The organism is Nostoc sp. DedSLP03 (assembly GCF_034530815.1).
Classification (GTDB): domain Bacteria; phylum Cyanobacteriota; class Cyanobacteriia; order Cyanobacteriales; family Nostocaceae; genus Nostoc.
On the sequence record NZ_JAVRCK010000064.1, the window covers coordinates 25912 to 42516 of the forward strand.

The window sequence follows — 16605 nt, forward strand, 5'->3', positions numbered from 1 at the left end:
ATAAGAAACATAACACTCGCTCCAGATAATATTCTTTTGGAGAAAAGAAATGGTTGCACTCACACAGCTTACTCAAGTTATTTCCAATCCTGGACGTTTGACGATTGAAACTGTCGAAATTGCTCCTCAAACGACTGCTATACGTTGTCTCGATTGGGATAGAGAACGTTTTGATATCGAGTTTGGTTTACGGAATGGTACAACCTATAATTCTTTCTTAATTCAAGGCGAAAAAATTGCCTTAGTTGACACATCTCACCGCAAGTTTGAGCAATTATATCTTGAGGTAGTGACGGGATTAATCGATCCAACTAAGATAGATTACTTAATTATTAGCCATACAGAACCAGACCACAGTGGCTTAGTGAAAGATATTTTAGAATTAGCTCCTTCCATTACTGTTGTTGCTGCAAAGGTAGCTATTCAATTTTTAGAAAATATGGTTCACCAGCCATTTAAATCAATACAAGTGAAAAGTGGAGAGCGTTTAGATTTAGGCAACGGACACGAATTAGAATTTATCTCTGCACCTAACTTACACTGGCCTGACACAATCTTGACCTATGACCATAAAACTTCCACACTCTACACTTGCGATGTGTTTGGGATGCACTACTGTGATGACCACACTTATGATGAAAATATCACCTTACTTGAGGAAGATTTTAAATATTACTATGATTGTCTCATGGGGCCGAATGCCCGGTCTGTTTTGGCAGCTTTAAAGCGGATTGAAAAGTTAGAAATAGCAACAGTTGCTACAGGACACGGCCCTTTATTACAAAACTATATCTCCGAATGGCTGGGACGATATCAAAACTGGAGTTTAGAACAAGCAAAAACAGAGACTTTAGTAGCTCTATTTTATATTGAAGACTACGGGCATAGCGAACATTTAGTCCGTACAATAGCTCATGGATGCGCGAAAACAGGCGTGGCAATAGAATTAGTAGACTTCAATAGTGCCGAGCCTCAAGAAGTTCGAGAGTTAGTTGCACAAGCCTCTGGTTTAATAATTGCCATGCCAGCGCAATCTTCAGCAATGGCTCAAGCGGCTTTAAGTACAATTTTAGCTGCTGTTCATAAGAAACAAGCAATTGGTTTATTAGAGTCGGGAGGGGGAGAAGATGAACCAATTTACCCGTTACGTAATAAGTTTCAAGAACTGGGATTAACTGAAGCTTTTCCACCTATTTTAGTTAAGGAAATTCCTACCCAAGCAACAGAACAACTTTGTGATGAAGCGGGGACTGATATGGGTCAATGGTTAACCCGCGATCGCACCATAAAACAAATCAAATCTATCAATACCGAGCTAGAAAAAGCTCTAGGGCGGATTACCACAGGATTGTATATTATCACCGCCAAAAAAGGAGAAATTCAGAGTGCGATGTTGGCTTCGTGGGTGACACAAGCCAGTCTTGAGCCTTTGGGAGTAGCGATCGCAGTCTCCAAAGATCGGGCAATTGAATCCTTGATGCACGTTGGCGATCGCTTTGTTTTAAATGTTTTAGAAGAAGGCAAATATCAAGGATTAATGAAACATTTCCTCAAGCGTTTTGCTCCTGGCGCCGATAGATTTGCGGGAGTGAAAACATATCCAGCTAAAAATGAATCGCCCGTTTTAGCTGAAGCTCTAGCTTACATGGAATGTGAAATTACTAGCCGCATGGATTGTGGAGATCATTGGGTAATTTATAGCACAGTCCAAACTGGAAGAGTTGCCAATTTACACGCACTTACTGCCGCGCATCATCGCAAAATTGGCAATCATTACTAAATTGTCATTGGTCATTGGTCATTTGTCATTTGTCATTTGTCATTTGTCAATAATTCTTCTTCCCCTGCTCCCCCGTGCCTCTGCTCCTCTGCCCCCTGCCCCCTGCCCCCTGCTCCCCTGCTCCCCGCTCCCTGCTCCCCACAGACGTGATTCATCGCGTCTCTACCCACTCTTGTACAGACGCGATGAATCGCGTCTCCCAAAAAACTATGTATAAATCTGTTGAAAATACCCCGATTAGCATGTACGAAATCAATCGAGGGCGCGTTGTCCGAACCTTGGAATTTATCCAAGATGTGATTGTGATTTGTTTGTGTATCGGTTTATTTAGCTTTATGGTGCTTCAGGTGAGAGATATGTTTCTCTCCTTACTTCCACCTCTAGATTTTCATGCTGTTACTGCTGATATTCTCTTTTTACTTATCTTAGTTGAGCTATTCCGATTGTTGATTATTTACCTGCAAGAACATCGAGTATCTATTGGAGTAGCTGTTGAAGTTTCTATCGTTTCTGCATTGCGAGAAGTCATTGTTAAAGGTGTTTTAGAAGCAAGTTGGAGTCAAGTTTTAGCAACTTGTGCCTTTTTATTAGTGTTAGGAATTCTACTATTCCTGCGAGTTTGGCTACCCCCAACCTTTGAAGGTATCGACCCCGAACAAGAAGTATCTAAACGCTATAGAAGCCGAGCAAAGTCTGAACTAACACAAACCAATGGTCATTAAAAATAGGAAGTAGAAAGTGGGTAGAGACGCGATTAATCGCGTCTGAATCTTCTGTTATGCCCAATGCCCAATACTTCGACTTCGCGGTAGTTGAATCTCGACTTCGCTCGAATACCGCGTAGTCGAAACTCAGTACAAGTGCCCAATTCCCCATTATTAAGAGAGGTTATTATGTCTGCCGCCACATTAATGCCCAACCATAGCAGAGATGTACAAGTTGCTGAAATTGGTAAAAATACTCTGATTTTACGATCGCGGACTTGGGACAGATTAAAATTTGAGGTGGAATATTCCCGTCAACGGGGAACTACAGCGAATTCTTATCTAATTCAAGCTGATAAAAAGGCTTTAATTGACCCTCCTGGCGAATCTTTTACCGAAATTTACCTTGAGCAACTAGCACAACATCTAGATCTCATCTCCCTCGATTACATTGTTCTCAGTCATGTCAACCCGAACCGCAGAGCAACTTTGCAAGTATTACTCTCTCTGGTTCCTCAAGCCACTCTCATTTGTTCTCGTCCCGCCGCCAATGCTCTCAAAATTGCCTTTCCCGAATTTGAATCACCTATTCAAGCGATGCGATCGCAGGATACTCTAGATTTAGGACAAGGACATCTTCTATCATTTATCTCCGTACCGACTCCCCGGTGGGCGGATGGACTTTGTACTTACGATGCCGCTACAAAAATACTCTACACAGACAAACTTTTTGGCGCTCATATTTGCGAAGATACTTTGTTTGATGAAGATTGGAAGGGTTTAGATGCGGAACGTCGTTACTATTTTGAATGTCTCCATGCACCCCAAGCGAAACAAGTCGAAGTAGCCTTAGATAAAATATCGCTTTTGGGAGCCAGATGTTATGCCCCAGCACACGGGCCAGTTGTTCGTTACAGTCTGAGTCGTTTTACTTATGATTACCGTCAATGGTGTCAAGGGCAAAAATCTCAAGAATTGAGTGTCGCTTTGCTCTATGCTTCTGCTTATGGAAATACAGCAATTCTGGCGAATGCGATCGCTCAAGGTTTGATCCAAAATGGAGTTAATGTAGAATCAATCAACTGCGAACTAGCCGATTCTGCGGAGATTAACCGCATTGTAGCAACCTGTGATGGCTTGATTATTGGCTCACCCACTTTAGGCGGCCATGCACCGACTCAAATTCAAACTGCTTTAGGAATAGTTCTCTCGGTGGCAGCCAAAACTAAGTTAGCAGGGGTGTTTGGTTCTTACGGTTGGAGTGGCGAGGCAATTGATTTAATCGAAAGCAAGCTTAAAGATGCTAATTATCAACTAGGATTTGAAACAATTCGAGTGCGTTTCAGTCCGACTCCTGAGATTCTTCAGCAGTGTCAAGAAGCAGGTGCTTTTTTTGCCCAAAACTTGAAGAAAACTAAAAAACTGCGGACTTCCCGCCAGATTGTCACAGAAACCCATATAGATCGTACCGAACAAGCGGTGGGTCGGATCGTTGGTTCTCTTTGTGTTGTGACAACTCGTGATGAAGAAACTCACAAAGGGGTTTTAACTTCTTGGGTATCTCAGGCAACTTTTAACCCGCCAGGAATTATGATTGCGATCGCTAATGAGCAAAATGCAGATTTAATGCATCATCCTGGCGATAAATTTGTGTTGAATATCCTTAAAGAAGGAAGAAATGTCCGCCGCTATTTTTCTCGTCACAGCACTTTAGGGGATAATCCTTTTGCAAATCTTGACACAAAAACTGCTCTGAATGGTTGTTTGATTCTGAATGAGGCATTAGCCTATTTAGAATGTACAGTGCAAAATCAGCTTGAATGTGGCGATCGATGGTTAATTTATGCCGTCATCGATTGCGGTGAAGTGTTGGAAAATGATGGTGTCACGGCTTTGGAACATCGGAAATCTGGCAGCTATTATTAATCTGACTTTTCACAGTATTTCAAAAACCTCTCTCTAAATCTCTCTCCTTTTAGGAGAGACTTTGAATTTTCCCCCTTCCAGTAACAAAAGTTTTTCCGCTTCCCTCTCTTCGTAGGAGAGGGTTAGGGAGAAGCCGGGAAGGGGGTTAGGTTTTTCGTAGTCAGGTACTCCCTTTAGTGGTTTACTATCTTGAAACTGCTAGTCTACCTATTATGAAAAGCACAAACTTCATTTTGCGAGAGGGAAGGATTGAAGATGCTCATGAGTGCGGTTCAATCTCTTACCAAGCGTTTAAGATCCTCGATGAACGATATAATCTTACCACAGACTGGGCTTCTCCTGAAGCTACAATTAAGTCGTTTTCATCTCTACTGAAACGTCAAAATGTTTACTCGGTTGTAGCGGAGCTAGATGGACATATTGTGGGCAGTAATTTCCTCTGGAATAATGGGGCAATTGCTGGAATTGGGCCGCTATCTGTTAACCCCATAACACAAAGACGTTCAATTGGTAGGCATCTTATGCAATACGTCTTAGATTACGCACAGCAGCAAGAGTTTGCAGGTGTCAGATTAGTGCAAGCTGCTTATAATAGTAATTCATTATCCTTATATACTAAACTCGGATTTCGCGTGCGAGAACCGCTTGCAGTCCTAAAAGGTACGGCACTTCAACTTGAAGTTTTAGGCTATGTGGTTCGTAAAGCAACCGCAGCAGATATCGATATCTGCAACCAACTCTGTTTTCAAGTTCATGGTCATGTTCGCCAGATCGAATTACTTGATGCAATTGAGCAGCAAACGCTTACAGTAGTTGAACATAATGGTTGCATTACAGGATACATAACTGTACTTAGATTGGATGGACACGCAGTTGCACAAAGTAATCAAGACCTCAAAGCACTACTGAGCGCTGCAACAGCAATTTCCGAATCAGGATTTCTCTTGCCAACGCGCAATACTGAGTTACTGCGCTGGTGCTTAGAGAAAGGATTGCACATAGTTCGACCAATGACATTGATGAGTATGGGACTGTACAACGAGCCAGTAGGCGCATTTCTACCTTCAATACTTTATTAAATTGCCTATTGCTGCAACCACTAAACTAAGTCAGCACATTTGTAACAATGGTCAACAAAGTGCAAATGGAATGTGGCGATCGATGGTTAATTTATGCCGTTATCGATCGCGGTGAAGTGTTGGCAAATGATGGTGTCATGGCTTTAGAACATCGGAAATCTGGCAGCTATTATTAACCTGACTGTTCACTCTTGTCTAACAATACCTCTTTCTTTGTAAAGCTACGGTATACACACAAGTCTTTTAGAGTTGCAATGGCATTGTTTTGGCTGACAATACGATTGTAGGACTTACGCATCGTACATAAGTACTAAACACAATTTGGGTATTTTAGCCATGTTTTGCATCCAGCGATGTCTACGACGGGCTACGCCTACGCAAATGTCGGAATAAATCAAGGTTATCTGAAGCCTCTGAAAAGATTAAATAACGTAATACACGTTTTGGTTGATTTGTATAGTGCGTAAGTCTTAGATTGTTTCGCCTGACAATATAGCATTTCCTAGTCTGCTGAGGTACAAATCTCTGCGTTTCAAAATATTATCTGTACATCACTTAACTGGGAATCGCTATAAACTCATTATTGATTGCACGAACGCCCGCGTTATATATTTTAATATTATCAAAAATTTATTTATTATAATCTTAGATAATACTTTAATGTTATTTTTATATACCTCAAAAGTAAAAACTTTAAAAGTGTTTATTTTTGTAAAAAATATATGGTAAAGTACCACTTATCAAAACTATAGTGTATCTATAAATTTTAAGTAGTTTAAAAATTTCAAAAAGTAGTTTTTCAAGCAACGAAGTCTTTCCTAACGACTAAGTAATTGTTAAAATTGCAATTTTGAACTAGATAAAAGCTGCAACGACTCTAAGCCAATGTATGGGCTTAGATATTATTATACGAATTCCGTACAAAGTAATTTTGTACGGCAGCAATTCGTGTATTTAATCGGGAAACTCTCAGCAAACAGACTATTTAATTCTTGATAGCTTGCTTTAGCAAGTTAGCTTCAGCTTGTGAATAATACAGTATTCGCAACAAACAGTGGTGTTTGATTTTGTGTGTGAGGAACAAGTGTGAATTACTACAAGTTTATGTGTACCAAAAAAGTCAGTTGGCTGTGCTTACTTACTGCTTTAATTTCGCTGGGTGCATCTCCTGCAACTGCTCAATCAATTGCTGACAATCCTGTAAACAATTTTGAGAGTGCAGACAAAAACAAGAATAGCGGATTTTCAACTAATTTTAATTCTTTAGAATCGAATGCGATCGCTCAAGTAAACTCTGTATCTCAATTATCTGATGTTAAGACAACAGATTGGGCTTTTCTTGCACTGCAATCGGTAGTGGAACGTTACGGTTGCATTGTGGGATATCCTGACAGTACTTATAAAGGAAATCGCGCCTTAAGCCGTTATGAATTTGCTGCGGGATTGAATGCTTGCTTAGATAGAATCAACGAACTGATTGCTACTAGTACTGGTGATTTAGTTAAGAAAGAAGATTTAACTACTCTCCAAAAACTTCAAGAACAATTTGTATCTGAACTTGCAACATTGCGTGGTCGAGTAAATGCCTTAGAACCTCGCACAGCTACCTTAGAGAAGCAACAGTTTTCTACCACAACTAAACTTAATGGCGAAGCGATTTTTTCTTTATCCACAGCCACAGGTGGAGAACCAGGCAGTCAAGATGCTAAATTAGCCTTCAATAATCGCGTCCGGCTCAATCTTACCAGCAGCTTTAACGGCAGTGATTTGTTGATTGTTGGACTTCAAGCTTACAACTTTAGATCGAGCGGTTCATTTTATGAAAGAGGAACCATTCAAGGCCAATTACTGCCAAATTCAAGTCTTCTTGGTGCAGGTTCAACCAAGTTAAGCTTTGAACCTCAATTTCCTGGCTTTAACCCCCAGACATTACAACCTGATGGCGGAGCAAACTCAGTTAGTCTTTACAAGCTAGCTTATGTCTTACCGTTGTCTCAGAAATTCGTTGTCTTTGCTGGAACCAATGCAGAGATTACAGATGTTTTTCCTGCCATCACTCCCTACGCCAGCGATAGCCAAGGTGCAATCTCTCGATTTGCAGGTTACAACGCTGCTGTCAGAATGACAGGAGGCACTTCTGGTACGGGTTTATTAGCGGGTGCTGGTTTCTTGTGGAATCCTTCAAAACAAGTGGGACTCGGAGTTATCTACGGTAGTGGTTCGGCTCCGATATCAGAAGATCGCGGTCTTTTGAACACACCTTTAGGAGCAGGTGTCTTTAACGGTACACAAGCGATCGCTGCACAACTGACCCTCAAACCAATCTCAACTATTGATATCGGCATCAACTATGCACACAGCTACCACACAATTAACATTTTAGGTACAGGCTTGGGTAGCGCTGATATTGCTTCTATTCGATTTACTCCCAATGCAGCACAGCTGGCGAGGTTTGGTGGTGACGCGACACTAGCAACTCTTGATGAGCCAATCACTGTAAATTCTGTAGGTGCAACAGTAACGTGGCGGTTTGCGCCAAAAACATCCCTGTCACTATCAGGTGCATTGCTTTTTGCTAATCTCTTGAATGTAGATGCCTCAACAACCTTTAGTAGCTGGTCGGCTGGGTTGCATTTTAGAGATATATTCCATGAAGGGAACACCGCCGCCGTTATTTTTGGACAACCGCTTTACCGAGAATCTGTAGCGGGAATTGCTTCTCGTCCAGAAGACGCGACTCCCTATCATTTAGAAACATTTTATAACTATCGGGTTAATGACAATATCTCCATTACCCCTGGTGTATATTTCATCTTCAGCCCGGAAGGCTTTAGTGCTAATGACACAGCAATTGTAGGCGCACTTCGGACAACTTTCACTTTCTAGTACTTCGCTTTCGTGACGCAAGCGGGGTAAAGGGTAAGGGAGAAGGTGGGGCCCCTCTGGGGATAAGGGGCAAGAGTAAAGGGGAAAGAAATAGAATTTTCCCTTTCTCTTTAACCTTTACCCTTTTCCCTAAGAATGCAAAAATATATTTTTGCAAGAGGTCTCTTAACTTGGCACCAACGGCAGGATACCTACCCTAATACTCTAACTTGCTACTGCTTCAGCAGGAGCTGCCTCAGCAGCACTTGTAGGTAAATAAACACTAACTTTTTTACGGGTTTTACCCTTTCTCTCAAACGTTACAATACCGTCAATTAAGGCAAACAAAGTGTCATCGCTGCCAATACCGACGTTGTTACCAGGGTGGAATTTGGTGCCGCGTTGACGCACGAGAATGTTTCCTGCACGTACAACTTGACCGCCATAACGTTTGACACCCAGACGTTGGGCATTAGAATCACGACCGTTGCGTGTACTACCTGTTCCTTTCTTATGAGCCATGATTTCCTCTTGTGTATCTACTTCTTTTATTATTCAGCAGCGGTTTCAACTTCTTCAGCAGCGGTGTTATTTAGAACGGGGGTTTCTTTCTCCGGTTCTCCTTGGGCAGCAAACACTGCACCGTTGAGGGTGATGGAATCAATCATAAGTCTGGTAATTTCCTGACGATGTCCCCGTTTTTTGCGGGTTTTCTTTTTCGGCTTCATTTTGTATACCAGGACTTTACGACCTCTGTAATGTCGCATTACAGTCCCTTCTACAGTCGCACCTGTTACTAATGGCTGTCCAATGGTGACTTCGCCATCGTGCTGCACGAGTAATACGGAATCTATTGTAACTTTTTCATCTGGTTCGATCGCCAGCAGTTCAATGTCGTAAAACCGCCCTGGCTCTACTCGTATTTGTTTGCCGCCAGTTTCAATAATCGCGTAGGTCATGGAATTGTCCTTGAGGTTGCCGTACAGGTAGCTGGTTTTTATCTCCTGTGGAGATGCTTTTGCCAGCCTTTGTAATATGTCTACCTGATCCGAGCAGGAATTAGACAGACAATCTAACATACTATTTTATTAATAGGCGTCAAGTCAAGCTATAATCGGATTTTTGGCCTTTGGCATTGCTATCTGGTCAGCCTGAAGATGAGAAATCAGTTAATTACTTTGTGCGATCGCTCATTTTCCAAGGGTGGGGAGAAATTAGCCAACTGTCGTCATAAGTATAGACATAGCCCACTTGCACGAATGGAAATTGTATTTATCAGAACTCAAAATAAATATTTTTTAGATAAAAATTGCTACTATCTTAGGGCTGAATCTGCCAAAAATTAACATTAGTTAGTATTAGCTTAAAACTTATATTTTTTTATCAAAATCAACACATTTTTCTTCTTTGTTTTAAGATGAGATATACGGTGTCTCATCTAGAAATTATTTACAAAAGTTAGTAAATCCTCAAGAGTTAAACTATCGCATTCAAACCTGATATTTCAAACAGGAGATTGATTGTCATGACACAGCAAAATGCTGCCCGACTTTTTGAAGCTGTAAAACAAGATCAAGCGTTACAGCAAAGACTCAAAGCAACAGCCGATCCAGAAGCCTTCATCAAAATTGCTCAAGAGCGTGGCTATGATTTCAACGCCAAAGAACTAGACAGTGAAATCAGCAAATTATCTGAAGAAGATTTAGCCGCCATCGTCAACCCAGGATGGGGGAATAGACGCCACATTAATCCTAGATAATTTCTGTTCTAGGAAACCGAAAGTATAGAAACAACTGATTGACAAGTTTTACTCCTCAAGAAGATACTGTTGCATCATCTCCTTTAGGGGTATTCCTGTTAAACACAAGGCTCAAATCCCTGATTTCCTAGAGAAGTCGGGGATTTTATTGTTTGCAAATGATTAAGTAGAGCTGTTATGTACCAATTATCAGCTTTATTTATGCTGTGACAGTATCTATGCAAAATCTGAAGAGAGTTAAAACCCTTTCTCTACTATCCATCTCGCCACCTGCTTAATTCATGAGTTAGGATGACTATATTTTAATCAGATGATATGAAAAGAATAGAAGTTGAGCAAAGAACTATTTTAATTGGTTTGGCTGGTAGCCACGGCTATGGTTTAAATCGTCCTGATTCCGACTTTGATTATCGGGGAGTATTTATTGCGCCCAAAAGGTACTATTTGGGATTCGATCGGATAGAACAAAAAGATACTGGTTGGGATGAACCAGGAATATTTCCATTCATTGATGGTAACAAAGACACGGTTATATATGAATTAAGAAAAATCCTCCAGTTATTAGCAGGCGCAAATCCCAATGTTTTAGAATTGCTTTGGTTGAATAACTATCCTTTTTTAAACGCAGTCGGACAGAATTTAATTAATCATAAACAGTTCTTTTTGAGCAAGAAGGTAAAACATACTTACACTGGTTATGCCTTTGCCCAAATCAAAAAGATGGAAACTCATCGTAAGTGGTTGTTAAAGCCACCGCAAAAAAAACCGATACCATCTGACTTCGCTATAGAAGACGAAGCACCTCTGAGCAAAGATGAGCTAAATGCTTTTTTGGAGTATCTTTATAACTTAATTAGAGGACGGATTGAGTTTTTAGAAGAAGCAGAACAATTATATGAATTGCTGACAGCAGATATTGATTTTAAAGGAGTATTAAAACAATATGCTTTACCTGATGAAACTTTAGAATATACCCAAAAGTTAACCAATAGCCGTAAAGATTTTATTCGTCTGCTTCAGAAAAGCCAAAGCTATCAAATAGCTTTAAGAGAATGGAAGGCTTACTTATCTTGGCAGGAGAATAGAAATCCGGCTAGGGCAGAAATGGAAAGAAAATCGGGTTTTGACCTCAAACATGGAATGCACTGCATTAGATTGTTACGCAGTGGAGTAGAAATATTGCGGCGAGGTGAAGTGATTGTAGATAGGAGAATAGCTGGTGATGTTGAGGATTTAAAAGCTATTTTAAAAGGTGAGTATTCTTATGAACAGGTGATGAAAATAGCAGAAGATTTGGTCGCCGAAATGGAAGTTGTTTGCGAACAATCTGCCCTACCTCATAAACCTGATTTGGAGCAAATTAATGACTTGTGTATGGAATTGGTGGAAATGCAAAAATGGAGTCATTAGTCATTAGTCCTTGGTCATTGGTCATTGGTCATTGGTCATTGGTCATTAGTCATTAGTTATTGGTGCTTAAAAAAAACAAATAACAAAGGACAAAAAATAAATGACTAATGACAAATTTTAAAGAGTGTACATTAAATCAGCAAAGCCATAGAGGCTGATGATGAGTAATAGGAATGCTGTTAGTTGGGTAATTCGTGTTTGGGGTGAGGGAGCGATCGCCTCCCGCACTAAGATGGAAATAGATGCCCCAACTACTAAGCTCAAGCCTAAGATTAAATAGGGTATGTCAGGTAAAACACTGGCTATTGCCAGCATTGCGATCGCTAATAAGAGCATCAATAATTCTACAAACCTGGGCGGGTTGTATTGACTAGATAAAACAAAGCTGTTGAACCAAAAAGACCAAAATCTCATATTTCAGTAATAAGTTAAGAGTTAGGAGTTAAGAGTTAAGAGTTAAGAGTTAGGAGTTATATCTAGTCAGTGCTGATTGAGGAATTAAAGTTGTGAGATATGAAGCAGCTTTCCATTCAAAACTCTTAACTATTAATTCTTCATCGAAGGCGGAGCGTTTCCGGCTCCGCTCCTAACTTTTAACCCCTAGCTCCTAATTTTTGACCTGTGCCGTTCTTTTGTGCAGTATCACTTTCTGGTAGTTCGACACCAAAGACGCGGCTAAAAACTTTGGCGACTTTGTAGCCAGAATCAATCGATTCTAAAGGGTCTTTCCGCAGTCTGTGACGCAAACATAGTGTAATTACACGATGGATATCATCAACTGTAACTTCAGTGCGTCCTTCATAAGCTGTTAACGCTTTGGCAGCGCGATTACTAACAATGTCACCCCGCAAACCATCTACATCTAATTCTGAACAAACTTCAGAAATTTTCACCCGCAGATCGTAGTCAATTTTCACTTCTGGCAAAAGCTGTTGAGCATTGACAATTTGCTGCTGTAATGCTTCTTGCTGGGCTTTATAGTTTTCGAGAAATACTGGCGGGTTTTGATCGAAATCCGCCCGTTGTTCTACGATTTGCACCCGCAAAGCTGGTTCTTTTACGGTGTGAATTTCTGCGTGCATCCCAAAGCGATCGAGTAGTTGGGGGCGTAGTTCGCCTTCTTCTGGGTTTCCAGAACCCACAAGCACGAAACGCGCTGGATGACGGATAGAAATACCTTCTCGTTCTACAGTGTTCCATCCACTAGCAGCAGAGTCGAGTAACACGTCTACAAGGTGGTCATCTAGTAAGTTGACTTCATCCACATAAAGAATGCCTCGGTTAGCCTTTGCCAGAAGTCCCGGTTCAAAGGCTTTGACACCTTCAGATAAAGCTTTCTCGATGTCGATTGTGCCACAAACTCGGTCTTCTGTAGCTCCTAGCGGCAGGTCTACCATTTGGACTTTTTTGTGAACTACGGGAATTTCCGCCCCTTGTTCTAACAGTTGGCGGACTTCATCGCTCATCAAGTCAGGGTCGCTAGGATCGCTACTGAAGGGGTCATTAGCAACCACAGAAATTTCTGGTAGCAGATCCGCCAGCGCCCGAATAGTTGTGGATTTCCCGGTGCCGCGATCGCCCATAATCATTACACCCCCAATTTTGGGGTCAATCACGTTCAATAGCAGCGCCAGTTTCATTTCTTCCTGGCCCACAATTGCCGTAAAAGGAAATACTACGCGACGCGCACTTGCCGTGGATTGAGCAGTTGGACTCACTAAATTACCTTAACAATATTTTTCTTATTACAGTTCTTTATTGTGACACAGGTAGGGCATGGGGGAATGTGAAGATCGGGAGTAGGGGAGTAGGGGGAGAAATCAATTCAAAATTCAAAATTCAAAATTCAAAATTAAAGAACTTCTGCCTCCTCTTTCCCAATGCCCAATGCCCGATGCCCAATACCAATATCTGTTGGGCACAAATACTTATTAGCTGCGTCAACTACCTTAATTTGTCTGCTTTAGTTTTTTGGTGCAAAAGTTCCATAAGCAAGGAACGAACAACTACCAACTCATCAATTCTGTACTAAGCATAAATACTTGTAAACTATATGATTAGTAGATTCAATCGTAAAAGCGAGCAATGGCGTGTGTGGGTAGCTAATGCATCATTCAAATTTATGAAATCATCTTTTATTGTCCAAAGTTGGCGGCGACTACTCAAATCTCTTTTTCCGATTCTTATTTTAATATCCTTTGTTAGTGTATTGCTGGTGGACAGTTTTACCCCTGCGATCGCACAGATACCTCGTCAGGAAATTCGCGGGGTTTGGATGACCACTAATGATTTTGACACTCTCAAAAATCGGGACAAGGTGCAGGATGCAGTGAGTCAACTGCGCCGGATGAACTTCAACACAATTTATCCTGTGGTGTGGAATTCTGGCTATGTGATGTATCCTAGTGCCTTAGCACAACGTGTAGGTATTCAACCTTTTGTCTACAAAGGTTCAGATGGACATGATATTCTGGCAGACCTGATTACTCAAGCCCATCGCCAAGGATTGCTAGTGATTCCCTGGTTTGAGTTTGGTTTCATGGCTCCCCCAACCTCAGAACTAGCAATGAATTACCCAGATTGGTTCACACAAAAGCAAGATGGTAGTCAAACTTCAAACAGTGCGGCTGGTGAAGTTATGTGGCTCAATCCGTTTTATCCAAAAGTGCAAGAGTTCATCACTAATCTTGTGCTAGAAACTGTTACCCAATATGATGCCGATGGCATTCAGTTTGACGATCACATGAGTTTGCCTCACGAGTTTGGCTACGACCAATATACAGTTGCTTTGTACACCAAAGAAACGAAGAATCCTCCCCCAAAAAATTCTCAAGATGCAGCATGGGTAAAGTGGCGGGCAGATAAAATTACGGCATTCATGGGAAAACTTAATCAAGCGGTGAAGCAGAGAAAACCCCAGGCGATTTTCTCTGTTTCTCCTAATTACTATGATTTTGCTTACAAGTTTCACTTGCAAGATTGGTTAGGTTGGATGCGACAAAATATTGTGGACGAGTTAATTGTGCAAATTTATCGTCCGGATCTAAAAAGTTTTGTGGCAAATATTTCCCGCGCAGAAATTCAAGAAGCGCAACAAAGAATTCCAACTGGAGTTGGGATTATGACAGGGTTACGAAATAACCCTGTTCCCATACAGCAAATCAAGTCTCAGGTGCGGGCTGCCCAAGAACGGGGTCTAGGCGTAACCTTCTTTTATTATGAAAGTCTTTGGAACAACAATCTAGAATCTTTAGCTGAACGACAAGCTGGATTTCAAAATCTTTTTCCATCTCCGGCACTCCGCGCTAGAGCTGAATAACTTTTCTGTTTAAGATAATGTTAATAAGTTCGTAGTAAAAACTTTAGTCCTTATTTTCTAAGCACTAAAGTGCTTACTACAAACTCTTCATTACTAGCTTGATATAACTTCTTGCTTCCCACTACCTACTCCTAACTCAGCATGACAATCTTCCACCGAAGTACGTTGTCGCATAGCACTAACTAAAGTCTCATAGTTAGACCAATTTTCTTGCAGTAGAGTTTTTGCCTGGAGAGCATGAAACCGCATTTTCTGCTGATAAACTGATTCAGAAAAGCCTAACATTGTCAAGACTCCGATCAACTTGCTTTTATCATCAGTTCCACCCTCAGCATTGTTAAAAACCAGGGTTTCAGCAGCAATACCCGCCATCCAAACAGTGCAGTAGCGGTCTAGCATTTGGGCGCTGATTTTACCTAGTTCTAATTGAGATGCTAATTCGCCATCATCAAAGCTGACACCGCCTTGGCCAGATTGTCCCTGTTTCCAGGCTTCCCATGCGCTGAGTGTGTAGCCAGTAACGGGAATACCCAACAGGTAAGCAACTAAGAAATGTCCTGCTTCGTGGTGGACGATGCGATCGCGGTGTTCTTTTGAAAAACCAGCAATCCAATCTAAAAAGATAGTACCACCCTTGCCTTGCAAGCTGAAGCTATCTAATGTCGCGATGCCTAAGATGGTGAAGGTAGCAAGTGCTGGTACTGCCGGAGATAAGTTGAAAAATGGCCCCACCAATACCGATAGGGTCATGAGAAAGATAGATATTGCAACTAAATTTAGGCTAGTTTGGCTCATTGAGAGTTTTCTGACAATCTGCTTAATCTTTCTACATTATGAGGCGAGCGCACAGCTTTTGTCTCAAGCTAGTTGTAGCGATCGCCTAATTTTTTCATCTTACACCTAATTAAATTACTGGCTTCAGAATGGATGTTTTCTCTATCACCAGAATGATGGCTGCTTTTCCAGTCGCAGACATAATGTGAGTTTAGTAGGTATAAAACATCAAATAGGGAATGAATGTGGCTGAACAATTCAAAAAAGGCGATCGGGTTGAATGGAATACTTCACAAGGTAAGACAACTGGCAAAGTTGTAAAGAAGCTCACTTCACCTACAGATATTAAAGAACACCATATTGCTGCAAGTGAAGATAACCCTGAATACTTAGTTGAAAGCGATAAGACAGGAAAACAAGCTGCTCACAAGCCTGATGCTCTGAAGAAAGTAGAGGAGTAATGCTTAGTCATGAGTAAAGATGTTAAAGGGGTGATTGACGAGTTTCATCAAGTTGTCAATATGACACCTAAAGAACTAGAGTCTTGGCTAGATACGGATGAGTCACAAACTGTCGGGCAAAAAGATGGCGACGATGAGTCAATCGGTCATAAATCTGGACGGCGTATCATCCAGCTATTGCAGAAAAAGGATGATTACACCAACGACGATCTTTCGCACATGAAGAAAGTTATTAGTTACGTCCACCGTCATCTTGCACAGCAGCCATCGGGTGATTTGGAAGATACACGCTGGTGCTATTCTTTGAAGAATTGGGGACACGACCCACTCAAGTAAAGTACCTCATAATCCGCCATTGAGGTGGGCAAATTCCTGCGATCGCCCTAAGTACAGTTTTGCGTAAAAGCATAGCATTTTTAATGTAAGGGGATGCATTGGCATTGCAGAGGGACGCATTGGCATTGCAGAGGGATGCATTGGCATTGCAGAGGGATGCATTGGCATTGCAGAGGGATGCATTGGCATTGC

17 protein-coding genes are annotated in these 16605 nt (G+C 41.3%); 11 read left to right on the forward strand and 6 right to left on the reverse strand.

Annotation, left to right across the window (positions count from 1 at the left end; genetic code table 11):
- Positions 1 to 49 precede the first annotated feature (49 nt).
- The 6 genes from RM368_RS25860 (at position 50) to RM368_RS25885 (ending at position 8375) form a co-directional block, all read left to right on the forward strand.
- Positions 50 to 1780, forward strand: a complete 1731-nt coding sequence (locus RM368_RS25860; protein ID WP_322696686.1) for a diflavin flavoprotein — start codon at positions 50 to 52, stop codon at positions 1778 to 1780.
- A gap of 209 nt (positions 1781 to 1989) precedes the next feature.
- Positions 1990 to 2502 (forward strand): phosphate-starvation-inducible PsiE family protein, encoded by a 513-nt coding sequence (locus RM368_RS25865; protein ID WP_322696687.1) that lies wholly within the window; start codon positions 1990 to 1992, stop codon positions 2500 to 2502.
- Positions 2503 to 2673: 171 nt separating this feature from the next.
- Positions 2674 to 4410 (forward strand): diflavin flavoprotein, encoded by a 1737-nt coding sequence (locus RM368_RS25870; protein ID WP_322696688.1) that lies wholly within the window; start codon positions 2674 to 2676, stop codon positions 4408 to 4410.
- Positions 4411 to 4622: 212 nt separating this feature from the next.
- On the forward strand, positions 4623 to 5489 hold the full coding sequence (locus RM368_RS25875) for a GNAT family N-acetyltransferase (protein ID WP_322696689.1): 867 nt from the start codon (positions 4623 to 4625) through the stop codon (positions 5487 to 5489).
- Between the two features lie 47 nt (positions 5490 to 5536).
- The gene (locus RM368_RS25880) at positions 5537 to 5665 is read left to right on the forward strand and encodes a hypothetical protein (RefSeq protein WP_322696690.1); all 129 of its coding nucleotides are present in this window, start codon (positions 5537 to 5539) and stop codon (positions 5663 to 5665) included.
- A 910-nt stretch (positions 5666 to 6575) separates the two neighbouring features.
- Entirely contained in the window at positions 6576 to 8375 is a 1800-nt protein-coding gene (locus tag RM368_RS25885; RefSeq protein WP_322696691.1) for an iron uptake porin, read from the forward strand.
- 204 nt (positions 8376 to 8579) lie between these two features.
- Here RM368_RS25885 and rpmA read toward each other — a convergent pair whose 3' ends face one another.
- Complete coding sequence (gene rpmA / locus RM368_RS25890) at positions 8580 to 8876, reverse strand: 50S ribosomal protein L27 (RefSeq protein ID WP_322696692.1); 297 nt, start codon at positions 8874 to 8876, stop codon at positions 8580 to 8582.
- A gap of 29 nt (positions 8877 to 8905) precedes the next feature.
- Positions 8906 to 9313: a 50S ribosomal protein L21 gene (gene rplU / locus RM368_RS25895; protein WP_322696707.1), complete on the reverse strand. Its 408-nt coding sequence runs from the start codon at positions 9311 to 9313 to the stop codon at positions 8906 to 8908.
- Between the two features lie 566 nt (positions 9314 to 9879).
- Between rplU and RM368_RS25900 the strand changes: the two genes are divergently transcribed.
- Together RM368_RS25900 and RM368_RS25905 are read left to right on the forward strand one after the other, a co-directional pair.
- Complete coding sequence (locus RM368_RS25900) at positions 9880 to 10113, forward strand: Nif11-like leader peptide family natural product precursor (protein WP_322696693.1); 234 nt, start codon at positions 9880 to 9882, stop codon at positions 10111 to 10113.
- Between the two features lie 315 nt (positions 10114 to 10428).
- Positions 10429 to 11523 carry a DNA polymerase beta superfamily protein gene (locus RM368_RS25905; RefSeq protein ID WP_322696694.1) on the forward strand — a complete coding sequence of 365 codons (1095 nt, stop codon included), beginning with the start codon at positions 10429 to 10431 and terminating at the stop codon, positions 11521 to 11523.
- Positions 11524 to 11640: 117 nt separating this feature from the next.
- Here the strand turns inward: RM368_RS25905 and RM368_RS25910 are convergent, their stop codons facing one another.
- Together RM368_RS25910 and bchI are read right to left on the reverse strand one after the other, a co-directional pair.
- Positions 11641 to 11937, reverse strand: a complete 297-nt coding sequence (locus RM368_RS25910) for a hypothetical protein (RefSeq protein WP_322696695.1) — start codon at positions 11935 to 11937, stop codon at positions 11641 to 11643.
- Between the two features lie 179 nt (positions 11938 to 12116).
- A complete protein-coding gene (bchI, locus tag RM368_RS25915; RefSeq protein ID WP_322696696.1) occupies positions 12117 to 13241 on the reverse strand; it encodes a magnesium chelatase ATPase subunit I in 1125 nt (374 codons plus the stop codon).
- A 335-nt stretch (positions 13242 to 13576) separates the two neighbouring features.
- Here bchI and RM368_RS25920 point away from each other — a divergent pair, with 335 nt between their 5' ends.
- Entirely contained in the window at positions 13577 to 14842 is a 1266-nt protein-coding gene (locus RM368_RS25920) for a glycoside hydrolase family 10 protein (protein WP_322696697.1), read from the forward strand.
- 93 nt (positions 14843 to 14935) lie between these two features.
- Here RM368_RS25920 and RM368_RS25925 read toward each other — a convergent pair whose 3' ends face one another.
- The gene (locus tag RM368_RS25925; protein ID WP_322696698.1) at positions 14936 to 15637 is read right to left on the reverse strand and encodes an ATP-dependent Zn protease; all 702 of its coding nucleotides are present in this window, start codon (positions 15635 to 15637) and stop codon (positions 14936 to 14938) included.
- A 224-nt stretch (positions 15638 to 15861) separates the two neighbouring features.
- On the opposite strand from RM368_RS25925, the gene RM368_RS25930 reads away from it, so the two are divergent.
- Both RM368_RS25930 and RM368_RS25935 read left to right on the forward strand, forming a co-directional pair.
- Positions 15862 to 16077 carry a DUF2945 domain-containing protein gene (locus RM368_RS25930; protein ID WP_094348753.1) on the forward strand — a complete coding sequence of 72 codons (216 nt, stop codon included), beginning with the start codon at positions 15862 to 15864 and terminating at the stop codon, positions 16075 to 16077.
- Positions 16078 to 16086: 9 nt separating this feature from the next.
- Entirely contained in the window at positions 16087 to 16413 is a 327-nt protein-coding gene (locus RM368_RS25935) for a DUF3140 domain-containing protein (protein WP_322696699.1), read from the forward strand.
- Positions 16414 to 16419: 6 nt separating this feature from the next.
- Here the strand turns inward: RM368_RS25935 and RM368_RS25940 are convergent.
- On the reverse strand, positions 16420 to 16605 hold a 186-nt coding region (locus tag RM368_RS25940; protein ID WP_322696700.1), incomplete at its 5' end, for a hypothetical protein.